Annotated in this window: 6 protein-coding genes; 4 read left to right on the forward strand and 2 right to left on the reverse strand. The window is 74.0% G+C overall.

Features of this window, described 5'->3' with window-relative positions:
• Positions 1 to 92: 92 nt before the first annotated feature.
• The 4 genes from ACZ6CL_RS38820 (at position 93) to ACZ6CL_RS38835 (ending at position 15,962) form a co-directional block, all read left to right on the forward strand.
• Positions 93 to 11,846, forward strand: coding sequence for an amino acid adenylation domain-containing protein (locus ACZ6CL_RS38820; protein WP_468945263.1), 11,754 nt, complete (start codon positions 93 to 95; stop codon positions 11,844 to 11,846).
• On the forward strand, positions 11,843 to 13,813 hold the full coding sequence (locus ACZ6CL_RS38825) for a class I adenylate-forming enzyme family protein (protein WP_468945266.1): 1,971 nt from the start codon (positions 11,843 to 11,845) through the stop codon (positions 13,811 to 13,813). Before ACZ6CL_RS38820 ends, ACZ6CL_RS38825 begins: the two co-directional genes overlap by 4 nt.
• 1 nt (position 13,814) lies before the next feature.
• A complete protein-coding gene (locus ACZ6CL_RS38830) occupies positions 13,815 to 14,381 on the forward strand; it encodes a cupin domain-containing protein (RefSeq protein ID WP_468945269.1) in 567 nt (188 codons plus the stop codon).
• A gap of 126 nt (positions 14,382 to 14,507) precedes the next feature.
• Positions 14,508 to 15,962, forward strand: a complete 1,455-nt coding sequence (locus ACZ6CL_RS38835; RefSeq protein WP_468945271.1) for a glyceraldehyde-3-phosphate dehydrogenase — start codon at positions 14,508 to 14,510, stop codon at positions 15,960 to 15,962.
• On the opposite strand, the gene ACZ6CL_RS38840 is transcribed toward ACZ6CL_RS38835, so the two are convergent.
• Together ACZ6CL_RS38840 and ACZ6CL_RS38845 are read right to left on the reverse strand one after the other, a co-directional pair.
• Positions 15,941 to 23,191 carry a type I polyketide synthase gene (locus ACZ6CL_RS38840; RefSeq protein ID WP_468945274.1) on the reverse strand — a complete coding sequence of 2,417 codons (7,251 nt, stop codon included), beginning with the start codon at positions 23,189 to 23,191 and terminating at the stop codon, positions 15,941 to 15,943. The two genes, ACZ6CL_RS38835 and ACZ6CL_RS38840, sit on opposite strands and share 22 nt — an antisense overlap.
• A 65-nt stretch (positions 23,192 to 23,256) precedes the next feature.
• Positions 23,257 to 24,045, reverse strand: a 789-nt coding sequence (locus ACZ6CL_RS38845) for a discoidin domain-containing protein (RefSeq protein ID WP_468945276.1), incomplete at its 5' end; no start/stop codon positions are given.

The raw sequence follows: 24,045 nt of genomic DNA on the forward strand, positions 1-24,045 counted from the left end.
CCCGTGCCCGAACAGCCCGACGACTGATGCAAATCGCCCTGTGAAGCCACTTCTACGTTGAGGTCGTCACACGGCGACCGGGCGGGAACCTCATGGCCCTGGACGAAACCGGCACCGAACTCCCCCTTTCCGAGGCGCAGTCAGGCGTATGGCTGGCCGAGCGGTCCCGGCCCGACCTGTCCTCGCCCTATCTCTGGGGCGAGTACACCGACATCACCGGCACCCTCGACACCGGTGTCCTCGTGGCGGCCGTCCAGCAGGCCGTGCGCGAGACCGAAGCCCTCCACGTCCGCTTCACCGAGGCGCCGGACGGACGGCCGGTCCAGCGCGTGACGCGCCCGCGCCCCGTCCCCTTCCCCGTACGCGACCTGCGCCACGAGCCCGACCCGTACGGGAGCGCCCTCGACTGGATGCGCAAGGAGCTGTCGCTCCCCGTCGACCTGGCCGAGGGTGAGCTGTTCGACGGCGCCGTCCTGCGGATCGGCGACGACCGGCATCTGCTGTTCACGCGGGTGCATCACATCGCCCTCGACGGCTTCGGCATGACGCTCTTCTCGCGCCGCGTAGCGGACCTCTACGGCGGCCTGCTCGACGGCGGCCCGATATCCGGAGGCGGCTGGACCCCGCTGCGGGCGGTCCTCGACGAGGACCGGGCCTACCGCGCCTCACCGGAGTGGGAGGCCGACCGGCGGTGGTGGCTCGGCCATATGGAAGGGCATCCGGAATTCCTGAGCCTGGCCGCCCGCCCGGCCCCGGTGCCCGCCGCCTCGCTGCGGCTGACCAGCACCTTGCCCACGGCGGAGTTCGCCCAATTGCGCTCGGCCGCCCAGGACATGGGGCAGCGCTGGTCGCGGCTGGTCATCGCGGCGACCGCCGTGTTCGTCCACGCGATGACCGGGAGCCGGGACGTCGTCCTGAGCCTGCCGGTCACCGGGCGGGTCAGCGAGCAGAGCCGCCAGGTGCCCGGGATGTCGGCCAATGTGCTGCCGCTGCGGCTGTGGGTCGACCCCGCCGCCCCCTTCACGGAGCTGGCCACCCGGGCCGACGAGGCGATCGCCCTCGTCCAGCGGCACCAGCGCTACCGGGGCGAACAGCTGCGCCGCGACCTCGGATACCCGCAGGACGGGCGGCGCTTCTTCGGGCCCGTGCTCAACATCCAGCGCTTCGCCTACGGTCTGCGCTTCGGCCCCGCCACCGCCACCGTGCACAACGTCCAGGCGCCGCCCTCGGAGGACCTGTCCCTGGTGGCGTACGACCGTGGCGACGGTCCGCTCACCATCGACGCCGACGCCAACCCGGCCAACCACACCCCGGAGCTGCTGCGCGACGCCAGCGACCGCTTCCTGCGGGTGCTGCGCCAGGCCGCCACCCGCCCGGCCCGGACCCCCGTGGCACGTTACGCCGTCACCTCGGCCGACGAGCGCGACCGCGTCCGTACGGCGGGCAGTGGGCAGCCGCAGCGGCACACCGACCCCGGGCGCACCGCGCTCACCTGGTTCCAGGACCATGTCGCCGCCACGCCCGAGGCGTTCGCCGTGCGCTCGGCCGCCACCGGCGAACGGCTCACCTACCGGCAGCTCGACGACCGCGCCACCGCCCTCGCCGCCCGGCTGATCGCTGCGGGTGTCACCGCCGAGACACCGGTGGCCCTGCTCGTCGAGCGCTCGCCCGAACTCGTCGTCGCCGTGCTGGGCGTGGTCAAGGCGGGGGCCGCGTATCTGCCGCTGCACCGCGCGGACGGCACGAGCCGCCTGACCGCGATCGCCGCCGGAGCCGGGGCGCGGTTCCTGGTCACCGACGCCACCACCCGGGACGACGACATCGCCGTGTGGTTCCGCGACCGGGGGCACCACACCCTCGTCCTCGGCGACCAGCCGTCCGCCCCGCCGCCTTCCCCTCCGGTGACCGTGCGCCCGGAGCACCTCGCGTGCGTGATGTACACCTCGGGCTCGACCGGCACCCCGAAGGGCGTCGCCGTCACCCACGGCAATCTCGTACGGCTCGCCGCCGACCGCTGGTGGGACGAAGGCGGCGCGGAGCGGGTGCTGCTGCACTCCCCGCACGCCTTCGACGCGCTCACCCTGGAACTGTGGGTGCCGTTGCTCACCGGCGGCGAGATCGTCATCGCCCCGCCGGGCCGTACGGACCTCAGCGTCCTGCGCGAGGTCATCGCCACCCACCGTGTCACCGGACTCTGGCTGACGGCGGGCCTGTTCGCGGCGATAGCCGAGGAGGACCCCGGTTGCCTCGCCGGGGTCCGCCAGGTGTGGACCGGCGGCGACGTGGTCGCACCCGAGGCCGTACGGCGCGTCCGCTCCGCGCCCCGGGCCCCTGCCGTCGTCAACGGCTACGGGCCCACCGAGACCACCGTCTTCGCCACCCGCCACCCGGTGGACGATCTCCCCGAGGACACCGCCTCGATCCCCATCGGCACCGCGCTCGACGGCACCCATGTGCACCTCCTCGACGACGCGTTGCGTCCCGTCCCGCCCGGTGTCACCGGCGACGTCTACCTCTCCGGCACCGGGCTCGCGCGGGGCTACCTCGCCGCGCCGCGCCGCACGGCGGAGCGGTTCGTGGCCTGCCCGGCCGGCCCGCCCGGCGCCCGCATGTACCGCACCGGAGACCTCGCGCGCTGGAACCCGGACGGGACCCTGGACTTCGCGGGCCGCGCCGACAGCCAGGTCAAACTGCGCGGCTTCCGGGTCGAACCCGGTGAGGTCGACGCCGCCCTGTGCCGCCACCCCGCCGTGACCCGGGCCGCCACCGTGCTCCGCGAGGACCGGCCCGGTGAGCGCAGGCTCGTGTCGTACGTCGTCACCGCGCACCCGGAAGCGGACGGGGCGGCCGACGCCGACGCGTTGCGGCGCCACGCCGCCGAGCACCTTCCGGCGTTCATGGTGCCGTCGGCCATCGTCCCCGTCGAACGGCTCCCCCTCACCCGCAACGGCAAGCTCGACCGCGCCGCCCTGCCCGCGCCGCCCACCACGCGACGCGACACCGGGGAAGGGGATGACACCGACGGCGCCGCCACGGACCGGCCGCCCCGCACGCCCGCCGAGGAGACGCTCACCGCGCTGTTCCGCGATGTCCTGAACGAGCAGCACATCCCGCCGGACACCGGCTTCTTCACCCTGGGCGGCGACAGCATCCTGGCGATCCACCTGGTCAGCCGGGCCCGCCGGGCAGGGCTCCCGCTCACCTCGCAGGACGTCTTCCGCCACCCCACGGTCACGGAGCTGGCCGCGACCGTGGCCGACAGGTCCGCGCTGCCCACGGGCCCGGGCGCCGCCGTCCCGAGTGACACCGTCCCGAGCGACACCGGCGTCGACACCGACACCGACCCGGCGGTGGAGCCGACCCCCGTGATGCACTGGCTGCGCGAACGCGGCGGGCCCGTCACCGGGTTCGCGCAGTCCATGGCGCTGCGTACCCCCGCCGCACTGGACCTGCCGAGGCTGCGCGCCCTCCTCGACGGGCTGCTCGACCGCCACGCCATGCTGCGCCTCCGACTGGTGGCGCGGGACTCCTCCTGGGAGCTGCGGACCGAACCCGGCGGCCGGATCGCGCTGGTCCGGCACGACGCGTCCGGGCTGGACCGGCGGGCGCTGGAGGACGCCGTACGGGAGCACGCCGCGCGGGCCGGAGAGCGGCTGGATCCCGCCGAGGGGCGCGTCGTCCACGCGGAGTGGTTCGACGCCGGAGCCGACCGGTCCGGCACGCTCGTCCTCACCGTGCACCACCTCGCCGTCGACGGGGTGTCGTGGCGGATCCTGCTCGACGATCTGCGCGACGGCTGGCGCGCGCTGGCCGACGGCCGGACCCCGGCGCCGCCGCCGGTCGGCACCGGGTTCGGGCGGTGGAGCAGGGCGCTGGCGGCCCATGCCCGGGACGCCTCGGTGCTGGCCGAACTCCCGTACTGGACCCAGGTCGCCAACGCGGTCGGCCACCTCCAGACGGAGCGGCGGCCGGAGCGGCCGGACCCGGCGCGGGACACCGAGGCCACGCGCCGCCACCACACCCGCACCCTTCCGGCCGCGCTGACCTCGGCCCTGGCGGAGCGGGCCACCGCCGCGTTCGGCGCCTCGCTGAACGACCTGCTGCTGACCGCGTTCGTCCGGGCCGTCGCGGACTGGCGGGGCGCGGGGGAGACGGCCGTCGGGCTGGACCTGGAGGGCCACGGCCGGGAGGAGTTCGCCGCCGGTCTCGAACTGTCGCGCACGGTCGGCTGGTTCACCGTCATCCACCCGGTGCTGCTCGACGCGGGGGACGGGGACACGCCCTGGGACGTGGCCGTGGCCCGGGTCCGCGCGGCACTGCGCGACGTGCCGGCCCATGGCCTCGGCTACGGCCTGCTGCGCCACCTCAACCCGGACACCGCCACCCGGCTGGCGGCACCGGCCGCGCCCCGGATCGCCTTCAACTACCTCGGCCGCTTCGAGGCGGACGGCGAACGGGACTGGAGCCCGGACGGGAGCGTGCTCGCGTCCGGCGCGTCGCCGGAGCTGCCGTTGGCGCACGCCGTCGAACTCGACTCCGTCATCGTGGACCACCCCGAAGGCCCCCGGCTCACCGCCATGTGGTCCTGGGCCGGCCGGCTGCTGGACGACGCGCACATGGCGGACCTGGCCGGGCGCTGGTTCGACCACCTCGCGGCGCTGGCCGCCGGTGCGGACGAGCGACCGGTGGCACCCGTGGCGGACCATGAGGGCGAGGCGCTGCCCCTGGCGCCCCTCGCCCACGGGCTGCTGTTCCACTCCCAGTACGACCATGGCGAAGACGGTGGCGCCGATCCGTATCTCGTCCAGTTCGTCTTCGAGCTGACCGGCGATCTCGACGCCACCTCGCTGCGCGAGGCACTGCGCGCCCTGCTGCGCAGGCACCCGAATCTGGCCGCCGGATTCCGCCCGGACGCCCTCGGCAGGCCCGTGCAGATGGTGCCGGACCACATCGACGTTCCGTGGCGGGAAGAGCGGGTGGCCTCCCCCGCGGAGGAGGACGCCTTCCTCGACCGGGACCGGCGGGTGCGGTTCGACCTCGCCCGGCCGCCCGCGCTGCGCGCCACTCTCCTGCGCGCCCCCGGCGGGCGGCACGTCTTCGTGCTGACGGCTCATCACATCCTGCTGGACGGCTGGTCCTGGCCGATCGCGGTCCGGGAGCTGTTCACCCTCTACGCGGGCGCGACGCCCCCGGCCGCCACGCCCTACCGCGCATATCTGGACTGGCTCGCCACGCGCGATGCCGAGGCCGACGAGGCCGCGTGGCGCGGTGTCCTGTCCGGATTGGACGGCCCCACCCTGGTCGGTGGTGAGCGCGGCCGGGAGAGCGCCGACGACCACGGCCAGGCCGACGCCGAGCTGGACGCCGGGGTGACGGACGCGCTGCGGCGGGCGGCCCGTACGCACGGGCTGACCGTCAACACGCTCGTCCGGCTCGGCTGGGCGATGCTGCTGGGCGCCCACACCGGCCGTGACGACGTCGTCTTCGGCGCCACGGTATCCGGCCGCCCGCCCGAGCTGCCCGGTGTGGAGAACATCGTCGGCCTGCTGATCAACACCATCCCGGTGCGGGTCCGCCTCGACCCCGCCCGCACCGTCGAGGAGACGCTGCGCGCGCTGCGCGATCAGCAGCTCGCCGTCGTCGAGCACCAGTACGCCGATCTCACCCGGCTGCAGCGCCTGGCCGGACACGGCGAACTCTTCGACACCCTGGTCGTGTTCGAGAACTACCCCCTCGACGCCGATGTGCTGCGCGACGTCGCGCCCGGGATCGAGATCAGCGGGCTGCGGGTGATGGACGGTACGCACTATCCGCTGTCGCTCATCGTCCTCCCCGGTGACGGGACACGGCTGGGCCTGCGGCTCGACCACCACACCGGCGTCCTCGACGCGGACGCCGCCCGGCGCCTGCTCGACCGGCTCGGCGCGCTGCTCGGCCGTATCGCCGCCACGCCCGGCGCCCGCCTCGCCGACATCGGCCTCCTGCTGCCGGACGAGCGGACACCTCAGCCGCTGGCCGACACCGAGCGGACACCGGGCCGGGTCACCCTGCCCGCGCTGTTCGAGGCGCAGGCCGCGATGCGACCCGGCGCCCCCGCCCTGACCGATGGCGAACGCACCCTCAGTTACCGGGAGTTGAACGAACGGGCCAACCGTCTCGCGCGGGCACTCGTGGCGCGCGGCGCGGGCCCGGGCCGACTCGTCGCCCTCGCCCTGCCACGCGGCGCCGACCTGGTGACCGCCGTCCTCGCCGTACTCAAGTCCGGCGCGGGCTATGTGCCGCTGGACCCGGCCACTCCGCCCGAGCGCGTCCGCCATGTGCTCGACGAGGCCGACCCGCCGCTGGCCGTGGCCACCTCCGACACCGCCGCCCTGCTGCCACCCGGCCAGGACCGGTTGCTGCTGGACGACCCGGAGGACGATCCGGAGACGGCCGCCGCCCTGGCCACCGGCCCGGCCGGTGACCTAGGCCGGTGCACCGACCCGCACACCACCGCCTACGTCATCCACACCTCCGGCTCGACCGGCACCCCCAAGGGCGTCGTGGTCACGCACGACAACGTCGTACGGCTGCTGGACACCACCGATGAGCGGTTCGGCTTCGGCCCGGACGATGTGCACGCCCTGTTCCACTCGTACGCCTTCGACGTGTCCGTATGGGAACTGTGGGCGGCGCTCGGGCGTGGCGGGCGGCTCGTCGTCGTACCGCACACGGTCAGCCGGTCGCCGCGCGAGATGTGGCAGCTGCTGGTGCGCGAGCGGGTCACCGCGCTGTGTCAGACGCCGTCGGCGTTCTACCAACTCGCCCAGGCGGAAGCGGACATGGCGCGGGAAGCCGACGGTCCGCCCCGGCACGCGCTGCGCGTCGTGGTCTTCGCCGGGGAGGCGCTGGACCCGCGCCGGATCCGCCACTGGTATCCCGATGGCCCCGGCATCCACGGCCGCCCCCGGCTGGTGAACATGTACGGCATCACCGAGACCACCGTGCACTCCACGTACGCCGAACTGACCGACCCGGCCGACACCCGCAGCGCCATCGGCGAACCACTCGCCGACCTGCGGCTGCACCTGCTCGACCACGCGCTGCGGCCCGTGCCGCCCGGGTGCCCCGGCGAGATCTACCTCTCCGGCCCCGGTGTGACCCGTGGCTACCTGGGACGCCCGGCCCTGACCGCGACCCGTTTCGTGGCCGACCCCCTCGGCCCGCCCGGCGCCCGGATGTACCGCTCTGGAGACCTGGCGCGCCGGTGGCAGGACGGCACGCTGGAGTACCTGGCCCGCACCGACCAGCAGGTGAAGGTGCGCGGTTTCCGGATCGAGCCGGGCGAGATCGAGGCCGTCCTGGAGCGCCACCCCGATGTCGTCCAGGCCGCGGTCATCGCCCAGGCCGCCCAAGACGCCCCGGGCGACGGCACGGGCGACGGAGCGAGCGGCGTACGGCTCGTGGCGTACGCCGTCCCCGCGACCCCGGACACCCGCCTCGACCCCGCCGCGCTGCGCCAGCACACCGCCGACCACCTGCCCGGATACATGGTGCCCGGCTTCGTGGTGCCGATCGCCCGGCTGCCGCTGACCCGCAACGGCAAGCTCGACCGGCGCGCCCTGCCCGCGCCCACCGAGGGGCTGCGCACCGGGGCCGGACGGGCTCCCGCCACCGAACTGGAACGGTTCCTGTGCCGCGCCTTCGCCGAAACGCTCGGCATACCCGAAGTCGGCGTGGATGACGGCTTCTTCGACCTCGGCGGCCACTCGCTGCTCGCCACCCAGCTCATCAACAAGATCCGGGCGGGCCTCGGCGTCGACCTCGCCATCCGCACGCTGTTCGACGCGCCCACCGTGGCCGCGCTCGCCCCGCGCGTCACCGCGCGGCGCGAGCCCCACCGGGCACGGGCCGGACGTCCGGCAGGGCGCCCGCCGCTGCGGCCCGGACTGCGGCCCGCCCGTGTCCCGCTGTCGTTCGCCCAGCGCCGCCTGTGGTTCCTCCACCACTTCGAGGACGCGGGGCCGACGTACCACATGCCCTTCGCCTTCACGCTCGACGGCCCGCTGGACACCGAGGCGTTGCGCGCCGCGCTCATGGACGTCCTCACGCGCCACGAGATCCTGCGCACCGTGGTGGAGGTCCACGACGGCGAGCCCTGGCAGCGCCCCACCACCCCCGCCGAACCGCCCTTCGAGACGGTGGTGCTGGACGAGGCGGAGGGGTACGGGGCCGACGAAGCACGCCTCGCCGAGCGGCTCGCCGCCGACGCCGCCCGCCCCTTCGACCTGGCCACGGAAGTGCCCCTGCGGGCGACGCTGTACGTGCTGGGCCCCGACCGTCACGTGCTGATGCTGCTGCCGCACCACATCGCGGCCGACGGCTGGTCGCTGACCCCGCTCACCCGCGACCTGTCGGCCGCCTACCGGGCCAGGGCCTCCGGCGCCGCTCCCCGGTGGGAGCCGCTGCCCGCGCAGTACGCGGACTTCGCCCTGTGGCAGCGGGAGCTGTCCACCGAGGCCGACGCCGCGTACTGGACACGCGCCCTGAGCGGCATCCCGCAGGTGCTGTCCCTGCCCGCCGACCACCCGCGCCCGCCGGCCACCTCGCACCGTGGCGGCACCGTCGAGCTGGCGATGGACGCCGAACTGCACCGAGGGCTCACCGCCCTCGCCCGCGCACACGACGCGAGCGTGTTCATGGTGCTGCACGCCGCGCTCGGCGCCCTGCTGTCCGGGCTCGGCGCGGGTGAGGACATCCCGATCGGCACGGCGGTCGGCGGCCGCCACGACGCGGCACTGCACGACACCATCGGCTGCTTCGTCAACACACTCGCCCTGCGCACCGACCTGTCGGGAACCCCCTCCTTCGCCGAATTGCTGCGCCGGGTGCGCACGGCCGACCTGGACGCCTTCGACCACCAGGAGCTGCCGTTCGAGCAGCTGGTGAAGCTGCTCAATCCGCCGCGCTCCACCGCACACCACCCCGTCTTCCAGGTGATGCTGGCCTTCCAGGACACCGGGAGCGCCGACATCGACCTGCCGGGGATCACCGCGCGGCAGGTGGCCGTGCACGGCGACAGGGCACGCCTGGACCTGCTGTGGAGCCTGCGCCAGGAGTACGACGCGACCGGCGCGCCCGGGGGCGTGTCCGGGGTGCTGGAGTACAACGCCGACCTGTTCACCCGGGGGACGGCGGACGCGCTCAACGAGCGGTTGGCCCGGCTGCTCCGCGCCGCCGTGGCCGACCCCGACCGGCCCGTCGCGGACCTGCCTCTGCTCACGGAGGACGAGGAGCGCCGGACCGTCACCACCTGGAACGACACCGCACATCAGACGGCCGGGGCGGGCGTGGTCGAGCTGTTCACGGCCCAGGCCCGCCGTACCCCGCACGCGCCCGCCCTGATCGGCGCCACGGAGACGCTGGACTTCCGGCAGCTCGCCGAACGGGTCGCGGACCTGGCCCGGACGCTACGGGACCGTGGCGCGGGCCCCGGCCGACTGGTCGCCGTAGGCCTGCCGCGTGACACCGGCCTGATCACGGCGTGCCTGGCCGTGATGTCCACCGGCGCCGCCTATCTGCCGTACGACCCCGGCCTGCCTCCCGACCGGATCGCCGCCCTGCTCGCCGACGCCCGCCCCCTCCTCGTCCTGCGCGCCCCGGACACCGGGGGCGCCCCGGACACCGGGGGCGATCCGTGGACACTCGCCCCCTCACCCGACCCGGCCCTGCTGCCCGACGACGCCGCGTACGCGATCCACACCTCCGGCTCCACCGGCCACCCGAAGGCCGTCGTCGTCCCACGGCGGGCGTTGGCCAACCTGCTGGCCACCATGCGCCACAGCCTCGGTGTCCACGAAGGCGACCGCGTCCTGGCCGCCGCCCCCGCCAACTTCGACATGTCGGTGCCCGAGCTGTTCCTCGGCCCGGTCACCGGCGCCGCCACCGTGGTCGCCGACTCCGCGACGCTCCGCGACCCGGACGCCCTGCTCGCCCTGCTGGCCCGGCAGCACGTCACGGTCATGCAGGCCACCCCCTCGCGGTGGCAGACCCTGGCCGACCGGCGGCCGGACGTGCTGCGCGGCATGCGCGCGGTGATCGGCGGCGAGGCCGTCCCCGGCCCGCTCGCGGAAACCCTCACCGACCTCGGCTGTCGGCTGTTCGCCTATTACGGCCCCACCGAGACCACCGTCTGGTCGGCCTGCCACCCCGTCACCGGCCCCCAGGAGCCCGGCGTACCCCTGGGCCGACCCGTCGCCAACACGCGTGCGTACGTCCTGGGCCCCCGGATGCGGCCCGTGCCGCCCGGCGCCATCGGCGACCTGTACCTGGCGGGCACGGGCGTCGCCCACGGCTATCTGCACCGCCCGTCGCTCACCGCGCAGCGCTTCGTCCCCGACCCCTTCGGCCCGCCCGGCACGCTCATGTACCGCACCGGTGACCTGGCCTCGTGGCGGGCCGATGGCACACTGCGTTTCCACGGCCGCGACGACGACCAGATCAAACTGCGCGGCCACCGCGTCGAACTCGGCGAGATCGAGGCGGCGTTGGCCGCACACCCCGAGGTCGGGGCCGCCACGGTGGCCGTGTGGGACATGGGCCCGGACGACCGGCGGCTGGTCGGCTACCTCGTTCCCACCTCACCCGTCGACCTCGACTCCGTGCGCGCACACCTGGCCGCCCGGCTGCCCGGCTACATGCTCCCGGCCCGCCTCCATACGCTCGACCGCCTCCCGCTGACCCGCAACGGCAAGGTGGACCGGCGCGCGCTGCCGGAGCCGGACTGGGGGAGCGGCACCGGCAGCCGGGCCCCCGGCTCGCTCCGGGAGGAGACGCTGTGCCGGTTGTTCGCCGAGGTGCTCGGCGTGGACCGGGTCGGCGCCACGGACAGCTTCTTCGCCCTGGGCGGCCACTCGCTGAGCGCCACCCGGCTCGCCACCCGCGTCCGCGAGGTCCTCGGCCTGCGGCCCTCCATCCGCGACCTGTTCGAGGCCGCCACCCCGGCCGCGCTCGCCGCGCGCCTCGACGACGGCACCCCCACCACCCGGGGCCACCTCATCGCGTACCGCGCCACCGGCGAGGCGGCGCCGGTGTTCTGCGTGCACCCCCTGAGCGGTATCGGCTGGCTGTACGCCGGGCTGCTGCACCACGTCGACGGCGACCGTCCGCTCTACGCCCTGCGGGGCGAGGGCCCCGGTGGCATCGGCGAACTGCCCTCCAGCGTCGAGGAGATGGCCGAGCGGTACGTGGACGAGCTGCGGTCGGTGCGCCCGCACGGCCCGTATCACCTGGTGGGCTGGTCCTTCGGCGGAGTCGTCGCCCACGCCATGGCCGTACGGCTACGGGAGCTGGGCGTCGCACCGGGGCTGGTGTGCGTCGTCGACGCCCTGCCACCCACCGGAGACGGCGACGACGGCGGCGAAGCACCCGGCGCGCCCATCGACGAGGAGCGCGTCCACCGCATCCTGGTGACCGCCGCAGGCCACGACGAGCGGCGATTCCCGCCCGGCAGGCTGGACTTCGCCACCGTCACCGCCCTGCTCCGCACCGAGGGCAGCGCGCTCGCGACCCTCACCGAGGAGGACATCGGCCGCATCGTCGCGGTGGCGAAGAACAACGCCCGGATCCTGCGCGCCTACCGGCCCCCCGCCCTCGACGGCGACGCCGTGCACGTGGCCGCGGCCGGAAACCGCCCGGCGCTGGAGAAGGCGTGGCGCCCGCTGGTGACCGGCGCGCTCACGCTGCACGAAGTCGACAGCGACCACGAGCGGATCATGCAGCACCAGCACATCGGCGACTTCGGCCACCTCCTCGCCGAAGCGCTGCGCCGCCACGACCGCACCGCCCGAGGGACGGAGAACGCATGACATCCGTGGCGCACGGAGCCGCGCTGGACACGACGGAACTGGCGCGACGCTTCCGAGCCGAGCTGCTCGGCCTGGACGCGCTTCCGGCGGGCGCCCGCGTCGTCATCCGGCTGCCGCACGGCGAGCCGCTGGCCGGGGCCCTGCTCACCTGCTTCGACCGGCGGCTGGTCGCCGTACCGCAACACCCGCGCACCTCCGACGCGGAACTGGCCGCCACCGTGCGGCGGGTGGAGGCCTCGGCCGTGATCGACACCTGCGCCGACCGCACGCACCCGATCGGGCTGCGGATTCTTCCCGGGGCGCCCGCCGAGCCCGATCCCGGGGCGGCGGAGCTGGCGTTCATCATGTTCACCTCCGGCTCCACCGGCACCCCCAAGGGCGTGATGCTCAGCCGTCGCGCCGTCCTCGGCAACGCCGCCAAGACGGCTCGGCTGCACCGCTTCGCCCCCGACCGTCCGCACGGCACCTGTCTGCCGCTGTACCACTGCAACGCCCTCGTGATGTCGCTCATCGGCGCCCACACCACGCACACCCCGCTGGTCCTGCACACCGCCTTCGACCCCGAACGCTATCTGCGCGACCTGGCGGCGGGCGGCGCCCGCACCGCCTCGATCGTCCCCGCCCTGCTCACGGAGCTGGTGGAGGCCGGTCCCGGCTGGCCGGACGGCCTGGACTACCTGATCACCGCGGCCGCCCCGCTCACCGGCGACCTCGCCCGCCGTTTCCACCAGCGCTACGGGTCCAGGCTCCGCCAGGGGTACGGGCTCACCGAAGCGGTCAACTTCAGTTTCACCATGCCCGAGCTGGGCGGCGAGGACTTCACGGCGCAGTACCTGGACCGCTTCCCGCCGGTCGGACTCCCGCTGCCCGACACGGAAGTGCGGCTCGAATCCGGCGAAGTATGGATCAGGACACCGGACATGATGGACGGCTACTGGCGTGACCCGGCCGCCACCGCCCAGGCCCTCACCCCCGACGGCTGGCTGCGCACCGGCGACCTCGGAGAGCTGCGCGACGGACTGCTCGTCCTGCGGGGCCGCGCCAAGGAACGCATCGACCGCGGCGGCGAGAAGCACTATCCGCTGGACGTGGAGCGCACCTGGCACGGGGCGGGGATGCGCGGCCGGTTCGCCGCCGTCCCCGTCGCCGAGGCCGCGCTCGGCCATGAGGTCGGCCTCGTCGCCGACGGCCCTCCCGCCGACACCCTCGACGCGGTGCGCACCGTGTGCGAGCGGTCCGCCGTACGTCCCGCAGCCGTGCGGTGGGGCGGCTTCCTCGCCACCGCCACCGGCAAACCGCAGCGCACCGCGATGGGCCGCACCCTGGCCGTACGGCGGATCTCCGCCGTCCGCTACGAACGGCTGCTGCGCTACGCCGCCGCCACCGCCCGGACCCTGCTCGGCCCCGGTACCGGCCCCGCGCTCTCGCCCGACCTGCCCTCGTCTGACCTGCACCGGGCGCTGCGCGCGATCGCGCCGTACGCCGTGGACGAGCCGGTCCCCACCGGCGACGAGCCCGTCTTCGCCGCCTTCGACTTCCTGCGCGAACACGTGCGCGCGCACGGGGCCGGGACACCCCTGCCGGAAGCGGAGAAGGCCCGGTGGCGCGCGTATCTGCGGTCCCAGTGGCCCCTTTCGGAACACGTCGCACTCGCCGCCGAGATCTGCGCCACCGAAGGCGATATGTCTGCTACGCCCCAGTTCGGCGTGTGGTGGAAGTCCGGGGGCGGCGGGCTGCGCCTGCTGCCCCATGCCCCCATCCCGACCTCCACCACCAACGGCACGCCATGGGCGCTCGACTACCTGTGGCGCTGTCTCGCGGACGACCACGGGACCGCCCGTGCCGACCGCTGGACCTGGGTGCGGCAGCCGCGCACCGGCCACCCGGCCACGGTGGGCTTCTCCGTGCTGCGATCCGGCCGCCATGACCTGGGCGGCGTCGTATGGGATTCACAACCGAGGGAGTGACATGCGGAACCAGGACACCGAGCCCGCGCTGAAGATCGCCACGTGGGCGAAGAAGACGCTGAGCCCCGAGCACACCGGGCTGCACGTGGAACACGCCGCGCTGCCGGTTCCGGTGCACGGCACATCGTCGGTCAGCGGGCGCGAACTGGTGACCAACGATGACATCGGCGCCGATCTGATCCGGCTGCCCGCGGGCGCCGGGTTCGTCCCGCACACCCACCCCGGCCACCACATCCTGACCATCGTGGCCGGTATCGGCACCATGACCTACGGCGGCCGCATCTACGAGACCCACGCCGGACAGACCCTCCTGATCGAAGGCGGCATCCCGCACGCGGTCGGCGCGATCACCGACCATGTGATCCTCGCCGTCGGCGCGCCCCACAAGCGGATCGGCGCGGACGACCGGATGATCCCCGTGGCGTACGAGGAGGTGGTGGCCGACGACGGTGAGCTGACCTGCCTCATCTGCGGGTCCACGGCCGGTCCGCCGCGTTTCCTGCACTCCGTGGGCTGTCCGCACTGTCCCTGTCGGACGTGTGCGGGCATGCCCGCCGAGCACGGCTAGACATCCCCGGAGGCCGGACCTGCCAGGAGGTGTCGCCGCGAGCCCGGGGGCCCGGCGACACCTCGTGGCTGATCAAAGGTGCAGGCGGGTTACCATATGAGCGCCGTCTAGCTCGAAAGATGAATTGTGACTGTCAACGAGGACTCGTTCACCAACTGGAACACCCGCGAGGAAATCGCGGAATCGATGATCCCGATCATCGGGAAGCTGCACCGGGAGCGAGACGTCAACGTCCTGCTTCACAGCCGCTCCCTGGTGAACAAGTCGGTGGTCAGCATCCTCAAGACCCACCGGTTCGCCCGGCAGATCGCCGGTGATGAACTCTCGGTCACCGAGACGCTGCCGTTCCTGCAGGCCCTCACCACGCTCGATCTCGGCCCGTCCCAGATCGACATCGGTATGCTCGCCGCCACGCACAAGACCGACGACCGCGGTCTGTCGGTGGCGGAGTTCACCGCCGAGGCGGTGGCCGGTGCCACCGGTGCCAACAAGATCGAGCGCCGCGAGGGACGCGATGTCGTCCTCTACGGCTTCGGCCGCATCGGGCGGCTCGTGGCCCGCCTGCTCATCGAGAAGGCCGGGTCCGGCAACGGCCTGCGGCTGCGCGCCATCGTCGTCCGCGGAGGCGGCGGCCAGTCCGCCGACGATCTCGTCAAGCGCGCCTCGCTGCTCCGCCGTGACTCCATCCACGGCCAGTTCCAGGGCACCATCACGGTCGACGAGGAGAACAGCCGGATCGTCGCCAATGGCAACGAGATCAAGGTGATCTACTCCGACGACCCGACGTCGGTGGACTACACGGCGCACGGCATCAAGGACGCCATCCTCATCGACAACACCGGTAAGTGGCGCGACCGCGAGGGCCTGTCGAAGCACCTGCGGCCCGGCATCGCCAAGGTCGTCCTGACCGCGCCGGGCAAGGGCGACGTTCCCAACATCGTTCACGGCGTCAACCACAGCACCATCAAGCCGGACGAGCAGATCCTGTCCTGCGCGTCCTGCACCACCAACGCCATCGTCCCGCCGCTGAAGGCGATGGCGGACGAGTACGGCGTCGAGCGCGGCCACGTGGAAACCGTCCACTCGTTCACCAACGACCAGAACCTGCTGGACAACTACCACAACTCCGACCGCCGCGGCCGGTCAGCGCCGCTCAACATGGTCATCACCGAGACCGGCGCCGCCTCCGCCGTGGCCAAGGCGCTGCCCGACCTCAAGGCGAAGATCACCGGCAGCTCCATCCGGGTCCCGGTGCCGAACGTCTCGATCGCGATCCTCAACCTCCAGCTCGCGCGCGAGACCACCCGCGAGGAGGTCCTCGACCACCTCCGCGATGTGTCGCTGACCTCGCCGCTCAAGCGCCAGATCGACTTCATCAGCGCCCCGGACGCGGTGTCGAGCGACTTCATCGGCTCGCGCCACGCCTCGATCATCGACGCGGGCGCCACGAAGGTCGAGGGTGACAACGCGATCCTCTACCTCTGGTACGACAACGAGTTCGGCTACTCCTGCCAGGTCATCCGCGTCGTCCAGCATGTCTCCGGTGTGGAGTACCCGACCTACCCCGCCCCGGTGGTCTGATTCCGCGGCCCCGTGCGGGGCGCCACGGTGGCCATCGGTTCTCCGGGCAGCGCGTGGCCCAGCTCCGCGAGCAGGTGTTCCGCCAGCTCCGCGACGCTGGGCCGGTCGAAGGTGACCGTCGCGGGCAACGGCAGACCGGTGAGCGTACTCAGCCGGTTGCGCAGCAGGACACCGGTGAGGGAGTCGAAGCCCAGATCGCCGAAGTGGCCGCCGGGGTCCACGTCGGTCGCGTCCGGGTGGCCGAGAACCTGGGCGGCCTCCTCGCGGACCAGCGCCCGTAGCGCGGACGCCCGGTCGGCCTCGGGCAGCGAGGCCAGCTGGTCCCGCCAGCCGACCGGGTGTGCCGTCCCCTCGGCGGTGTTCGCGCCGTCGGCCACGGACCGGGCGGCCGGGCGGGGAGTGCGGATCAGTCCGCGAAGTGGCGGCGGGACCGGTGGGCCGGCGGTGCCGGTGGCCGGGGCGGGGGCCAGCGGCAACGGAGCCAGCACCGCTTCGCCCATGCCCAGCGCGGTGTCGAACATCGCGAGGCCCTGTTCGGCCGAGACGGTGCGGAGCGGGCCGTGTCCGGCCCGCTCCGTGCGGGCAGCCATTCCGCCGTCGCCGTCGCCTTCCGTGTCCGCCCAGGGCCCCCAGAGGAGGGAGAGCGCTGGCAGGCCGAGAGCGGCGCGGTGGAGTGCGAGCCCGTCGAGGAAGGCGTTCGCGGCGGCGTAGTTGCCCTGGCCGGGGTTGCCCAGCAGTCCGGCCGCCGAGGAGAACAGCACGAAGTGCGACAGCGGCAGATCCCGCGTCAGCTCGTGGAGATGCCAGGCCGCGTCAGCCTTGGGACCGAACACGGCCGTGAGCCGTTCGGGCGTCTGTGCCTCCAGTACGCCGTCGTCCAGCACTCCGGCGGCGTGGACGACCGCGGTCAGGTCCGGCGCGTACTTCCCCACCACGGTGGCGAGCCGGTCGCGGTCGGCGGTGTCACACGCGATCACGTCCACCCGGGCTCCCGTCTCCTCCAGTGCGGCCCGTAGCCGCCGCGCGCCCGGTGCCGCCGGGCCACGGCGGCTGATGAGCACCAGATGTCCGACCTGGTGACGGGTGGCCAGGTGCCGTGCCAGCAGTCCGCCGAGTGCCCCGGTGCCGCCGGTGATCAGAACGGTGCCGCGGAGCGGGGCCGCGTCGGCGGGGGTTGGCGCGGCGGGGGCCGGGGCGGCGGCCAACCGGGGGACGCGTGCCGTGCCTTCCCGGACGGCGAGCTGGGGTTCACCCGTGGCGATGGCGGCGGGCAGCAGACGCAGGGACTCCGGCCGCTCGTCCACGTCCACGAGGGTGAGGCGGCCGGGAAACTCCGACTGGGCGGTGCGCAACAGACCCCACACCGCGGCGGCGGCCAGGTCCGGCGACGGGGAGGCGGCGTTACGCGTCACCACGACCAGGTGGGGCCCGGGGGCGGACAGCCTGGTCCGCAGCAGGTCCAGGGCGCGGGCGGTCAGGGCGTGTGCCTCCGCGACCGGCCCCCCGACCCGGTGGGGGAGCGGAGCCGGGGGCCCGGAGGAGGCCGCGAGGGAGACGACGAGCGGACCCCCGCCGGCGACGGGAAGGACCGAGCCCAGGCCCAGGTCGTCGGGCGCCGCCACGGCCGGCGCGGGTGCGTCCGGTACGGCGGTGGCCGGGATGTCCGTCCACCGGGTGCGGTACAGGGTCCCGGCCGCCGCCTTCCCGGCTTCCCGGAGCGGCCGGGTGGTGAGCGACTCGATCCGGAGTACCGGCAGGCCCGTACGGTCGGCGAGGTCGACGGTGACCGTGTCCTCGCCGGTGGCGCGGATCCGCACCCGTACGGCCGTGGCCCCGTCGGCGAACAGGGTCATGCCGCGCCAGGCGAAGGGCAGCCGGGCGCCGCCGCCCTCGGGCGGCGCGGCGAGCAGCCGGGCGTGCAGGGCGGCGTCCAGCAGCGCGGGATGGATGCCGTACCGCCGGGCGTCCGCGCCCACCGGCTCCGCCAACTCCACCTCGGCGAACAGCTCTTCGTCCCGCCGCCATACGGCCGTCACGCCCTGGAACGCCGGGCCGTAGTCGTAGCCGGTGTCCGCCAGCCGCCGGTAGGCGCCGGTGAGGTCGACGGGTGCGGCGTCCGGGGGCGGCCACACGATGGCGTCGCGGGCGGGCCCACGGGGACCGGTGACCGGGCCGAGCCGTCCGGTCGCATGGTGGGTCCAGGCGCCGAGCGCACCGGAGTCCGCGGGGCGGGAGTGCACGTCGGCTGAGCGGCGGCCGGACGCGTCCGGCTCTCCGAGGGTCACCTGAATCCGCACCGGGTCGCCTGCGGCGGGCAGTACCAGCGGGACGAGCAGCGCGAGGTCCTCCAGCACCTCCGTTCCGCACACGTCGCCCGCGTGGACCACCAGCTCGGCGAACGCGGCACCGGGCAGCAGCACATGGCCCGCGACGACGTGATCGAGCAGCCACGGCTGGTCCACCGTGGACAGTCGGCCGGTGCACAGCAGACGCTCGGTGCCGGGCACGGTGGTCATCTGGTCCAGCATCGGATGGCCGTCCGGCGCGGGCGCCGGGCCCGCGGCGCCCGGCGCCGGACCGGCGGTGTCGGCCAGCCAGTAGCGCTTCCGCTGGAAGGGGTACGTCGGCAGGTCCACCCGCCGGGCACCGCTGCCCGCGAACACCCCGCGCCAGTCCACCGGCAGCCCGCGCACATGCAGTCGGGCCACCGCGTCGAGAACCGTATCCGGTTCCGGCTCACCGGCCCGTACGGTGGCCGTGCACACCGGCTCTTCACTCGTTCCGGCCAGACCCGCCGTGGCCGCCGTGGTGAGCTGCGCGCCGGGCCCGATCTCCACGAAGGCGGTCACCCGCTCGTCCTGGGCAAGCCGGTGTACGACGTCACCGAAGCGCACCGCCTCACGGGCGTGCCGTACCCAGTAGGCGGCGGAGCACAGTTCGTCCCGGGCGGCCGACCGGCCGGTGAGTGCTGACACGACGGGGACGCGCGGAGACCGGTAGGCCAGCCGGGCGGCTACCCGCCCGAACGCGGCGAGCATCGGCTCCACCAGCGGCGAGTGGAAGGCGTGGGACACCCGAAGTCGCGTGGTGCGGCGACCGCGCGCGGCGAACCGCGCCGCGACGGTGGACACGGGCGCCTCCGTTCCGGAGATGACGACCGACCGAGGTGCGTTCACGGCCGCGATGGCGACGCTGTCCGTGCTGGCGGTGCTCTCTGGGAAATCCGCCAGAGCTTCCGCCACCTCCTCCTCGGAGGCGTCCAGGGCCACCATGGCACCTCCCGCGGGCAGTTGGCGCATCAGTCGCCCCCGGGCACCGACCAGTTCGACGGCGTCCGCTTCCGACAGGATGCCCGAGACGTGGGCAGCCGCCAGTTCACCGACGGAGTGCCCCGCCAGGAAGTCCGGCCGCACCCCCCAGGACTCCAGCAGCCGGAACAGCGCCACCTCGAACGCGAACAGGCCCGCCTGCGAGAAATCCGTCCGCTCCAGCAGATCGGCGTCCCCGGTGCCCTGCCCGGCCCACAGCACGGTGCGCAGGGGACGCTCCAGGCCGCCGACTTCGTCGAACCGCTCGCACAGGGCGTCGAAAGACTGGGCGAAGACGGGGAAGGCCGCGTACAACTCCCTTCCCATGCCCTGCCGTTGAGCGCCCTGCCCGCTGAACATCAGAGCCAGCCGCCCGGCGGACACCGGCGCCGGGACGGGCCCGTCCGTGGCAAGCGCGTCAAGCGCGGTCAGCAGCACCGCACGGTCCGCGGTGGGCAGCGCCGCCCGGTGCGCGAGCGTGGCGCGCGTGGTGGCCAGGGAGAACGCCACGTCGGCCAGGTCCGCTTCGGGGTGTGCGCGCAAGCGCGCCGCGATCTGCCGGGACTGCGCGCGCAGCGCCCGCGGGCTCGCGGCGGAGAGCAGCAGCGGAAGCGACGACGACCTGAGGGGAAGGGGGTCAGGGGCGTCCGGGAGCGGCCCCGGGGTACCGGCCGCCGCAGCCTGGGCCGCGTCTTCCGGGGCGGCCTCCTCCACGATGACGTGCGCGTTGGTCCCGCTGATGCCGAACGCCGAGACCCCGGCACGGCGTGGGCTGCCGGACGCCGGATGCCACTCCTCCTCCCGGGTCAGCAGCCGTACGGCGCCCGACGACCAGTCCACCTGGGGCGACGGCTCGCCGGTGTGCAGGGTGCGGGGCAGCCGCCCGTGGCGCATGGCCAGGACGGTCTTGATGACCCCCGCGACCCCGGCGGCGGCCTGGCTGTGCCCGATGTTCGACTTCAGCGCGCCCAGCCACAGCGACCGGCCGCCGGTCCGGCCGGGGCCGTACGCGGCCATCAGCGCCCGGGCCTCGATGGGATCGCCGAGCGCGGTACCCGTGCCGTGGGCCTCGACCCCGTCGATGTCGGCCGGGGACAGTCCCGCGTCCGCCAGGGCGGCCAGGATCACTCGCTCCTGGGCCGGGCCGCTGGGCGCGGTCAGCCCGTTGGACGGACCGTCGGAGTTGACGGCGGAGCCGCGGAGGACGGCCAGTACGGGATGGCCGTTGCGGCGGGCGTCGGAGAGTCGTTCCAGCAGCACCAGCCCGACTCCCTCACCCCACCCCGTGCCGTCGGCGGCCGCGGAGAACGGCTTGCACCGGCCGTCCGGCGCCAGGCCCCGCAGCCTGCTGAACGCCACGAACGGGCTGGGTGTCGCCATCACGGTGACGCCTCCGGCCATGGCCAGTGAGCACTCTCCCGACCGCAGGGCCCGCACCGCCCAGTGCATCGCCACCAGCGACGAGGAGCAGGCGGTGTCCACCGTCACGGCGGGTCCGCGCAGGCCCAGGGTGTAGGCGACGCGGCCTGATGCCACGCTGCCCGCCGAGCCCAGCGCGAGGTGGGCCTCCAGTTCGTGCGGGCCGTGGTGGATGAACCGGCGGCCGTAGTCACCGTGCATGATCCCGGCGAAGACGCCGGTGTCGCCGCCGCGCAGGTCTGCCGGGTCGATACCGGCCCGTTCCAGTAGCTCCCAGGCCGTCTCCAGCAGCAGCCGCTGTTGCGGGTCGGTGGCCAGGGCCTCGCGCGGGGACATCCCGAAGAAGGCCGCGTCGAACTCGGCAGCCCGGTGCAGGAAGCCGCCCCGTCGGGTGACGGAGGTGCCCAGCCTGTCCGGATCGGGGTCGAAGAGCCCCTCCAGCGCCCAGCCGCGGTCGGTGGGGAAGTCCGAGGTCGCGTCCGTGCCCTCGGTGACCAGCCGCCACAAGTCCTCCGGCGAGTTCACGTCCCCGGGGTAACGGCAGGCCATGGAGACGATGACCACCGGATCCTCACGCTCCTCGGCGGAGGTGCGAGGCGTCACGACCGCCGCCGCCCCGGCCTTGTGCGCCGTACCTCCGCCGATCAGCGCGGTGAGCAGATGGTCCGCCACGTCGGCCGGGGTCGGCCGGTCGAACACCAGGGTCGCGGGCAGGTCGAGGCCGGTCGCCGCGCCGAGCTGGTCCCGCAGCAGTACGCCCCCGAGGGAGGCGAGCCCGAGCGCGGTGAAGGGACGGTCCGGCTCCGGACCGGGTTCGGGAACGCCGCACACGCTTGCCGTGGCGTCGAGGACGAGGCGCAGCACGGCGTCGTACCTGCCGCCCGGAGGCAGCGGCAGCAGCCGTTCGCGCAGTGCGGCCGACGCGGAATCGCGCGCCGTGGTCAGGCGCCCGGCGAGCTGTCGCACGAGGTCCGCCCGGATGAGCTTGCCGGAGGAGGTGCGGGGCACCGAACTGACCTCGTACACCGCGTCGGGCACCTTGAAAGCCGACAGCCGCTCCCGGCAGGCGGCCAGCGCCCGCCCGGTGTCGACACCGCCGGATCCGGAGCCGGGGACGACGAAGGCGATGGGCACCTCGCCGAGTACGTCGTGCGGGCTGCCGACGACGGCCGCGTCGGCAATGTCCGGGCAGCCGAGCAGGACCTGCTCCACCTCGGGCGGGTTGATGTTCTGGCCGCCGCGGATGATCAGTTCCTTGAGACGGCCGGTGACCTGGATACCGGAGTGCGGCAGGCGGCGGCCGAGGTCCCCGGTGCGGTACCAGCCGTCGTGGAAGACCTCGGCGGTGGCATCCGGGCGGTTGTGGTAGCCGAGCATCAGGTTGGGGCCACGGACCCACAGCTCGCCCTCGTCGCCGTCGACGACGTCGTCTCCGGTCGTGGGATCGGCCACGCGCACGTCGACGCCCGGCAGCGGCAGACCGTTGGAGTCAGGGGTGTGGAACCTGCCGAACCCGTTGACGGTGATCTTCCCGCAGGCCTCGGTGGCGCCGTAGCCGTCGAACAGTGGCGCGCCCAGCAGTTCCTCGGCCTCCGCCCGCAGCGCCGGGGGACACGGCGCGCCCCCGGTGGCGCACAAGCGCAGGCCGGGCAGCGGCCGCACACCGTTCCGTACCGTGTCCATCAGCAGGTGGAAGACGGCGGGCACTCCGGCCAGAACGGTGAACGGCCGTTCGGCGAGTGCCCGCGCGACGCTCGCGCCCCGGTCGAGGAGGTACGCGCTCGCTCCCACCGAGACCACTCCCAGCAGGCACAGCGAGTGGGCCATGGCGTGGTGCAGCGGCAGCGGCCACAGCAACCGGTCCTGCCGCTGGAGGCCGAAGCGCGGCACGTAGGCCGCCGCCACCGACCACAGGGCGCCGCGCTGGCTGGAGACCACGCCCTTGCTCTCGCCGGTGGTGCCCGAGGTGTAGAGGATCCACGCCGGTTCGTCCAGACCGAGGTCGTCCCGGGGCGGGACGCCCGGGTCCGTGCCGGCCAGCGCCTCGAACAGGGCCGCCCCCGCGGGGGCATCGCCGGGTAGGCGGTCCGTGGCCGCTACCACGACCGTCACGCGCGGCGGGCCGTCCGCGGGCCGGGCGATCCGCGGCAGCAGCCCCTCCTCGGTGATGATCGCGGTCGCGCCGCTGTCCTCGAGGAAGTACGCCAGCTCCGCGTCCGTGGCCCGCGGATCGAGCGGTACCCCCACCGCCCCCGCCCGCAGCACCGCCAGGTAACCCTCCATCATCTCCACGCGGTTGCCCAAGGGGAGCGCCACCCGATCGCCGCGCCGCACACCCAGCCGTGCCAGGTGGCCCGCCAGGCGCCCGGTACGTTCCTCCAGAGCCGCGTACGTCACTGCCCGCCGGGCATCCTGGAACGCCGTCCGGTCCCCCGCCCGCCTCGCATGCTCTTCCAGGACGCCGGGCAATGTACGGATGAACTCCCCGCGAACCTCCGCCATCCCCACTCCTCCTGCTGAAACGGGCGTAACTCGACATACGCACCGTGCCCGCGACGGGGGGTGTCCTAATCGTCCAGGACCTCAAGCCTAGTGATCCGCTGGGCGCCGTCCGCGGTCCCGGGACGGGCGCTCACCAGATCCAGCCGCAGCCGTGATGTGCGGACGGGGGCGAAGGTGATGACGGTCGGGGTGTCGGATGCCTCGGCCCAGGTGGTGTGCGCGTCGCGGACCGGGGTGAAGCGGTGGCCGTCCCAGGAGGAGACCGTGACCGAGGCGGGCAGGGTGTGGGTCGCGTCGAGGGTGAAGGACACCTCGACGCGGCGCACCCGGCGCTTCTTGGCCCAGGCCACCGAGACCCAGTCGGTCTTCCTGGCTCCGTTGAAGGCGGGCAGCAGCGAAGTGGCCACCTTGGTGCAGGCGTTGGACCAGCCCGTGGCCGGGTCGCCGTCGAGCATGGCGGCGGGCAGCGTGGTGGGCGAGCCCGAGTAGCTGGCGTCGGCCAGCGGATAGGTGGGCGCGGCCGGGCCCGGGCCGGGGCTGAACGGTGGGGTGGGGGTGACACGGGCGGCGGTTCCGCCGGTGGCGCGGAGGGTGGCGGTGGCTTTGCGTAGTCCCGTTGAGCGGGCGGTGATGGTGAGGTGTCCGGGTTTGGTGCCGGAGCGGACGATGGCCAGGGCCTTGCCGTGGAAGGCGGTGCGCGTGCTGGCCTGGTAGCGCTCGGCGCTTTCCTGGCGGCCGTTGTCGACGCCCGCCAGCGACCCTCCGGACACGTGGAAGGCGATCAGGTGGTCGGCGTCGGGGACCACCGTGCCGTGTGCGTCGATTACTTCGGCGGTGACGAAGCACAGTGAGCG

This window comes from Streptomyces sp. NPDC041200 (assembly GCF_055591805.1).